Below are 7,144 nucleotides of genomic sequence, written 5' to 3'. Positions count from 1 at the left end.
GATGTACGAGCCGAACGACCGCCCGTAGTACGTCAGTTGCTCCTCTCCGAGGGCTCGGCGCAGCAGATCGATGTCACGGGCGACGTACTCGGTGCCGACGTACGGCAGCAGCGAGCCCGCGTTGTCGAGACAGGCCTGGTTGAACTCGGCGGCCTCGCGCAGCGCCGGCCCGAAGGCACCCCGCCCCGGCACACCCTTGGCGTCGGTGACGGCCTTCGAGTAACGGGTGTCGTCGAAGCAGGTGAGCGCCGAACTGCGGCCTACGCCGCGGACGTCGTAGCCGAACACGTCGAACGACTCGCGGAGGGCGGCCGGGAGGTCGTCGTAGTTGTTGCGGACGAAGTCCACACCGGAGTTGCCGGGCCCGCCCGGCTGCATGAACAGCGTGCCCTTGCGCTTGGCCGGGTCCGCGGCCTTCTTGCGCACCACCGCGAGGGTGATCTTCTGGCCGGTCGGGTTCCGGTGGTCGAGCGGCACGTCCGCGTTCGCGCACTCGTAGCCGCCCTGACAGTCGGTCCAGGCGAGCGCGGGCACGGGCGGTTGCGTAGTCGTCGCGGACCCCGGCTTCCCCGGCGCGTTCTGCGCGGCCATGGCCTGCGTCGCCGTCCCCGTCGCCGCGAGGACGAGCGCGGTCACGGCGGCACCGGCGAGTCGGAGACGCGAGAGACGTCTCGGTGTGTTCGTTGTGTGGTGGTACGTGGACATGGATGTGTTCCCCCTGAACGGTCAGAATCCACCATCCCCACTGGTCAGGGTGGGGGCGGAGACTGTCTGACTGATAAGAGGGCAAAAAGGCCCCAGCGGTGCCACTGTGTCGTGGTTTTCGTGCAATTCCTCCACGAATCGCGGCAGTTGCCGACCTCCGGACCGAGCGCCACGCGCACGACCACGCCCCCGGTCCCGTGGGGACCGAGGGGTGTTCACGGCGGAGGTACGGTCAGGGGTCAGCGCTGGTAGACGTCGATGAGGCCGACGTTGTCGTTCAGGATCGGTCCCAGGTTGCGGGCCGCCAGCGTGAACGAGGCGGCGTAGGTGAGGGCACGGTTGTGGAAGGTCGCCGCCTTGCACTGTCCCCATCCCGCTGCCGAGCTGATGTTCGCCGACCAGTAGCTGTCGAGGCTGAGCCGGTAGCCCGAGGAGTCGCAGGTGCCGGAGCTGCCGAAGACATTGGTGGAGTTGCCCCGCAACTGGTCGTCGCTGTACCACGTCATCAACAGCGTCGACTGCACCGCCCTGCCGCCGGTCGCGGCCCGCGCCTGAGGAGATGCCAGCAGGGCGCGGGCCTTCGCCGCGGTGTCCGCACAGTTGCGGTACAGCTCCGGGGACACGCCGCCATCGCTGGGCGCCTTGCCCACGACGACCACACAGTGCTTCCCCTGGGCCGTGGACGCCTGGGTGGAGCCCGCCGCAGCACCGGCCGGCGCGGCGGCGCTCAGAACGCCGACCACGGCTGCCGCCGCACTGATCAGACCGACGGTCCCCCTCTTGTTGAGCATGTGCCGTCCCTTCTGTCGCGTCTTTCCCTTGAACTGCCGTACATGACAGAAGGTGCCAGCACACAACGGCGGACGCTAAGCCCTTTCGACGAGGGTCGAAGGCCGCAGGTCGGGCGGGGTGCAGTCCATTCCCCCTCAACGTGGGCGCTACTTGTCCCAGATCTTGCGGTAGGCCCGGCGGTAGCCCTCGGAGTCCCAGGACAGTGAGCCGCCGCTGTTGTCCGCGGTGGTGATGTGGACGGGGGCGACGTACCCGCTGGCCGGTTCGCCCGCGAAGGCGCGGTTGAACTCGTCCACGATCTGCCAGCCCTGCTCGTTGAGGGGCTCGGGCACGGTGGCGGACTGGTACCGCTTGCCGTTGATGCGCTGGAAGGCCGAGGGGTCGCCGTCACCGGCGCCGATGTTGAACGGTGCGCCGTCGCCCTTCTGTCCGGCCGCGCGCAGGGCGGGTGCGGCATGGTCGAAGTACAGGTCGTTGATGGCGGCGGAGTACGTCCATTTGTCGCCGAGGCGGGAGTGGAGGGAGGAGACCTTCTCGACGGTGCGGGTGTTGGCCTCGGGTATGGGGATGTCCTCGTAGCTCAGCAGATCGACGTCGGGGCAGGTGGCCAGCTCCTTCTTGATCAGCTCGGACTTCCGCTTCGCGAAGGGGATCGAGGCGTCGGTGAACAGCACGACGCCGGCACGGCCGTTGGACCGGGCGATGATCCAGTCGGCGCTGATCTTCGCGACGTCCTCGACCTTGGTGGTGATGTTGCTGAAGAGCTTGGGCTTCGTGCTGGGGCCGGGGGCGGCGGTGGCGTGCCAGCCGATGAGCGGGATCCCCGCGGCGTGGGCCTGTTCGACCTGCTTGCTCACGGAGCCGGGGTCGAAGCCGCCGATGACGATGCCGGACGGTTCGAGGGCGATGGCCTCGGCCAACGCGGCGCGGATACCCGCGGGTGTGCCCTGCCCGTCGATGGTGCGCACATCCCAGCCGATGACCTTCGCGGCTTCCTGAACGCCCTTCGCGACGCCCGACACGCCGGGGTTGGTCATGGTCTGGGCGACATAGGCGATGGTCCGGCCGGAGACGGCCTCGGGCCCGGAGGTGGGGCCGCTCCAGGGGGCGTTGACGTCCTCGGCCGCTTTGACGGCCTCCTTCGCCCTTGTGAGGACCGTGGGGCAACCGGGTTCCCGGGAAGCGGTGGGTGCCGCGGTGGCGGTCGCACCACTCTCGCAGCCGGTGGTGGCGGCGGTCACGGCCAGGAACGCGACGACGGCCGCCGTCGCCTTGCGGGTGGAGGGCACAGGGGTCTCCTCGAGGGCAGGAGGGGTACGGGGATCACGTGGGGGGAGGAGACCGATCCAGCTGGTGGCCGGCAGCACAACGGTCATGACGGTGCCTCCGGCTGTGGCCGGGAGGCTGTCGGGGTGGGAATGTAGCAGGGCCCCGACCTGCCCCTCCACGGCGAGGTCATCGCTCGGTAGGCACCCGTGAACAATTTGTAATCACGTATTGATTACGTACAGCCTCAAAGCGATCACAAAGACGGTAGTCTCCCGCCGACGAGATCCGGACACGTGACGCGAATCAGCACCTCGCGTCGCGGGTCTGGTCGTTCACGCCCGGCGGACCGCCGCGTCAGCGCACAGGTCCGCTCCCCGGGCGTCGACGGCCCGGCGGTCACAGCACCCTGACCGCCGATCAGCACACACCCAAGGAGACCAGCGTGCCCGCGAACACAGTGGAGCCGCCGCCCGGCCATGTGGACCGGACCTCTCCGCTCCGCCGGAAAGCGGGCTCCGTTCTCGCCCGATGGCCGTTCCGGCGGAAACTCAACGTCCTGGTCGTCGCGCCCATCGCGGTCGTCGGTGTCCTGCTCGGCGTCGGTGTCACCGGACAGATGGAGCAGGCCGGGGACGCCGACCGGGTCGCCGAACTCGTCCGCGACAGCGAGCAGGTCGCGAAGCTCATCAACGACGTACAGGCCGAACACCGGTTGGCGCTGCTGCTGTCCGTGCAGTACGAGGCGGCCCGCCCCGGAGCGGCCCGGCCGTCCACCACCGCCTACCGCGAGGCCCAGCGGGCCACCGACGCGCAGGTCAGGACCGTACGCGCCGAGTTCGGGGCGAGTCTCCCGGCCGAGGAGGAACAGGCCCTCGCCTACATCACCGGTCTGGACGTCCTGAGGGAGAAGCTCGACCGGGACTACGTCCCCGCCGCCAACATCGACCCCGCCTACGCGGCCGCGGTCGGCTACCTGATCGACGGCGTCGGCCTCGACCGCTTCTCCGCGACCTCGGCGTCCTCGGTGACCAATCTGCTGGACGCGATCCTGCGCGCCGACGCCGCCCACGCGGCCTTCGAGAGCGCCGTGTTCTCGGCCCAGACGCGGGACGCCAACGCACTCACCGAGTACACGCGCGCGGCCGGCGCCCACGAGCTGTACACCTACCAGGCCGACCGCTTCGGCCGCATCGCCACACCGGCGCAGGGGCTCGCCATGGGCGGCATCGAGCGCGCCGCCGAACAGAACGACCTCACGTCCCAGTTCGCGGAGCTGCAGATCGACCCGGGCGCCCTCCAGTCGCAGAGCGCCCAGGAACTGCGCAAGAAGATCAGCGCCGGCGAGCGACAGGCCGAGACCCGCCTCGGCATCACCCGGGCCCTGATCGACCAGACCGCCGCACAGGCCGACTCCGCCTCCGCCGACGCCCTGCGCAAGGCCTGGATCATGCTCGGCGCCGCCCTGCTCGGCTTCGCCGCCTGGCTCGCCTTCTGCGTCCTGGTCCGGCGCTCGGTCATCCGCCCCCTGACCGCCCTGACCGGCTCCGCACGGCAGGTCGTCGAAGCCGCCGACGAGGAACTCGCCCGGGTCGCCGACGACGAACTCGTCGACAACACCCCCTTCAGCCCACGGGCGATACCCGTCCCGGTGCGCGACGAGATCGGCGAACTGGCCGAGGCCTTCAACCGCGTGCAGGTCACCGCCGCCGCACTGCTGGAACGGCAGGTGCTCAGCCGCCGCAACGTCGCCGAGATGTTCGGCAACGTCGGACGCCGGGTCAGCAACCTGACCACCCGGCAGCTGCTGCTGATCGACGCCGTGGAGCGGCAGGAGACCGACCCCGACCTCCTGGAACGGCTCTACCGCATCGACCACCTCGCCGTACGGCTCCAGCGCAACGCCGACAGTCTCATGCTGCTCGCAGGCATCCGGGAGACCGACGTCGAGGCGCGGCCGATCACCCTCGCCGACGTCATACGCTCGGGCCTCGGCCGCATCGAGGGGTTCCGGCGGGTGTCCCTGCGCTCCGAGACCGACATCACCGTGGGACCCGACATCGCCGGCGACCTGACGCTGATGCTCGCCGAACTGATGGAGAACGCCGTCGCGTTCTCCCCGTCCGACACCGCCGTCGAGGTGGTCGTCCGACCCGGCACCGACGTCACCAAGGACGGTGGCGCACTGATCGAGATCATCGACCACGGCCTCGGCATGAGCGCGGAACGCCTCACCGAGGAGAACGCCCGCCTCGTCCGCCGTGAACGCCTCGACCTTGTCCCGACCAAGGTGCTCGGCCTCTTCGTGGTCGGCAACATCGCCCGCCACCTGGGCCTGCGCGTCACTCTGAGCCGCACACCGGGCGGTGGTGTCACCAGCACCGTGTGGATCCCCTCGACGCTCGCGCGGGTGATGAGCCCGGGGGAGGCCGCACCGCCTCCCGCCACCCTGGCCGGGGCCGTGTCGGTCCTCCCGCCGAAGACCGCCGCGCCCGCGACGCCCACCCCCACCACCCCCGAACGGCGGCCGGTCGCCGTGTCCACGACGGGTGACCTGCCCAGACGCATCCCGCCCCGTGCCAACACGACCACCACCGACGCCCCCGACGGGCCCTCCCCGTCGACGGCGGCCCGGCCACTGCGGCGGCGGGTGCGGGGCGCGACGCTCGCCGCGACCACCACCGTCGACCGGGACATCCCGGCCGCGCGACAGCCCGCCGACGCCGACGCCGTCCGCGCGGAACTCGACGAGTTCGAGGCCGCCGTACTCAGGGCCGAACAGGACAGCGCCACGCCCGCGGACCCGGACACCGACCGCATGACAGCAGTACGAGAAAACCCCAGAAGGCCAGAAGGAGACGGGCAGTGACCATGTCGACAGATGACAGCACCCCCGAACAGTCGAAGCCCACTGATCTGCGCACCGCCGCGGCCGACTTCACCTGGCTGCTCGACCGTTTCGCCACGGAGACCGCCGGCGTCGTCGACGCCATAGCGGTGTCCTCCGACGGTCTGCTGATCGCGGTCTCCCAACTACGCGACAGGGCGGACTCGGAGCGGCTCGCCGCGATCGTGTCCGGCGTCACCAGCCTCGCCGCCGGTGTCTCCGGCAACTACAGCCTCGGCGGCCTCAACAAGGTCATCATCGACCTGGAGGGCGGCCACGTCCTGGTGTCCGCCATCGGGAACGGCGCCGTACTCGGCGTGGTCGCCTCCAAGGAGGCGAAACTCGGCAACATCGCCTACGAGATGACCCTCTTCGCCAACCGCGCCGGAGCCGCGCTCACCCCGCAACTGGTGATGGAGCTGAAGAACAGCGTCGGCGCCCCCGTGGTCGGCTGACCCATCCCGCGAGGCAGGAGGTCGTCATGGTGGTCGGTGGACGAGAACCACAGGAGACAGAAGAGGGGACGTGGGACGATGAGGAGGCCGCGGTCGGCCGTGCTCCCGCGGTCCGACCGTTCCTGCTGACCGCCGGCCGGGTGTCGGGGGGAGGCGCGGCGGCACCGATCCCGATCGAGACCCAGATCGTGTCGACGGCGGACGGGCTCTCCGTCCTCGGCAAACTCGCCTTCGAGCACCACGACATCGTCGCCGCCTGCCGACGGCCGCAGTCGGTCGCGGAACTGGCCGCCCGCCTGCGCCTGCACCTCAACGTCGTCCGAGTGCTCGCCGAGGACCTGTGTGCCGCAGGGCACCTGGCGATCTACGTGCCGCACGCCCGGGCCGCCCAGGACATCTCCGTACTGCGAAGGGTTATCAATGGTCTCCGTGCCGTCCCCGACTCACGGGGCACACTCCGCGACAGCGGTTGAACAGCCGCCGCTGCCGGTCAAGCTGGTCATCGCCGGCGGCTTCGGGGTCGGCAAAACCACCACCGTGGGGTCGATCTCCGAGATACGCCCCCTCACCACCGAGGCCGCGATCACCGAGGTCGCCGCGGGCGTGGACGACCTCACGCACACGCCCGACAAGACCACCACCACCGTCGCGATGGACTTCGGCTGCATCACCCTCGACCCGACCTTGAAGCTGTACCTGTTCGGCACACCGGGCCAGGACCGTTTCGGCTTCATGTGGGACGACATCGTCGACGGCGCCGTCGGCGCCCTGGTCATCGTCGACACCCGCCGCCTCGACGACTGCTACGCGGCCGTGGACTACTTCGAGCACAAGCGCATCCCGTTCGCGGTCGCCGTCAACGCCTTCGACGGAGCGGTCGAACACGACCTGGAAGAAGTGCGGTGGGCACTGGACATCGCCGACCACGTACCGCTGACCGTCTTCGACGCCCGCCGGACCGGCTCGGTACGCGACGCGCTCCTCGTCGTACTCGACGTCGCCCTGTCCCGCGCGCAGGCGGCCGCGGCGAGCTGACGGT

General features: G+C 70.1%; 7 protein-coding genes. 4 read left to right on the top strand and 3 right to left on the bottom strand.

Annotated features, from left to right (window positions below):
• From M8J73_RS21970 to M8J73_RS21960, 3 genes are all read right to left on the bottom strand, one after another.
• The coding region (locus tag M8J73_RS21970) for an alpha/beta fold hydrolase (RefSeq protein WP_249828964.1) at nt 1-705 on the bottom strand (705 nt) is incomplete at its 3' end.
• Between the two features lie 239 nt (nt 706-944).
• Nucleotides 945-1,496, bottom strand: coding sequence for a hypothetical protein (locus M8J73_RS21965; protein ID WP_055542447.1), 552 nt, complete (start codon nt 1,494-1,496; stop codon nt 945-947).
• Nucleotides 1,497-1,643: 147 nt separating this feature from the next.
• Nucleotides 1,644-2,786 carry a substrate-binding domain-containing protein gene (locus tag M8J73_RS21960; protein WP_249828963.1) on the bottom strand — a complete coding sequence of 381 codons (1,143 nt, stop codon included), beginning with the start codon at nt 2,784-2,786 and terminating at the stop codon, nt 1,644-1,646.
• 422 nt (nt 2,787-3,208) lie between these two features.
• Here M8J73_RS21960 and M8J73_RS21955 point away from each other — a divergent pair, with 422 nt between their 5' ends.
• From M8J73_RS21955 to M8J73_RS21940, 4 genes are read left to right on the top strand one after another with little or no spacing between them, the layout of a single operon-like run.
• The gene (locus M8J73_RS21955) at nt 3,209-5,632 is read left to right on the top strand and encodes a sensor histidine kinase (RefSeq protein WP_249828962.1); all 2,424 of its coding nucleotides are present in this window, start codon (nt 3,209-3,211) and stop codon (nt 5,630-5,632) included.
• Nucleotides 5,629-6,105, top strand: coding sequence for a roadblock/LC7 domain-containing protein (locus tag M8J73_RS21950; RefSeq protein ID WP_055539139.1), 477 nt, complete (start codon nt 5,629-5,631; stop codon nt 6,103-6,105). The genes M8J73_RS21955 and M8J73_RS21950 overlap by 4 nt, the downstream gene beginning before the upstream one ends.
• A gap of 26 nt (nt 6,106-6,131) precedes the next feature.
• Complete coding sequence (locus M8J73_RS21945) at nt 6,132-6,578, top strand: DUF742 domain-containing protein (RefSeq protein WP_055539140.1); 447 nt, start codon at nt 6,132-6,134, stop codon at nt 6,576-6,578.
• Nucleotides 6,526-7,140 carry a GTP-binding protein gene (locus M8J73_RS21940; RefSeq protein WP_055539141.1) on the top strand — a complete coding sequence of 205 codons (615 nt, stop codon included), beginning with the start codon at nt 6,526-6,528 and terminating at the stop codon, nt 7,138-7,140. The genes M8J73_RS21945 and M8J73_RS21940 overlap by 53 nt, the downstream gene beginning before the upstream one ends.
• Nucleotides 7,141-7,144 lie beyond the last annotated feature (4 nt).

It is taken from the genome of Streptomyces neyagawaensis (assembly GCF_023516595.1).
Lineage (GTDB): Bacteria > Actinomycetota > Actinomycetes > Streptomycetales > Streptomycetaceae > Streptomyces > Streptomyces neyagawaensis.
The sequence above is the reverse complement of the archived record's forward strand: the minus strand, read 5'-3'. Positions and strand labels throughout refer to the sequence as shown.

What these genes read in the sequence shown, in the direction of transcription:
- M8J73_RS21965 (WP_055542447.1), bottom strand. Translation starts at nt 1,496, where the DNA reads ATGCTCAACAAGAGGGGGACCGTCGGTCTGATCAGTGCGGCGGCAGCC.
- M8J73_RS21945 (WP_055539140.1), top strand. Translation starts at nt 6,132, where the DNA reads ATGGTGGTCGGTGGACGAGAACCACAGGAGACAGAAGAGGGGACGTGG.
- M8J73_RS21940 (WP_055539141.1), top strand. Translation starts at nt 6,526, where the DNA reads ATGGTCTCCGTGCCGTCCCCGACTCACGGGGCACACTCCGCGACAGCG.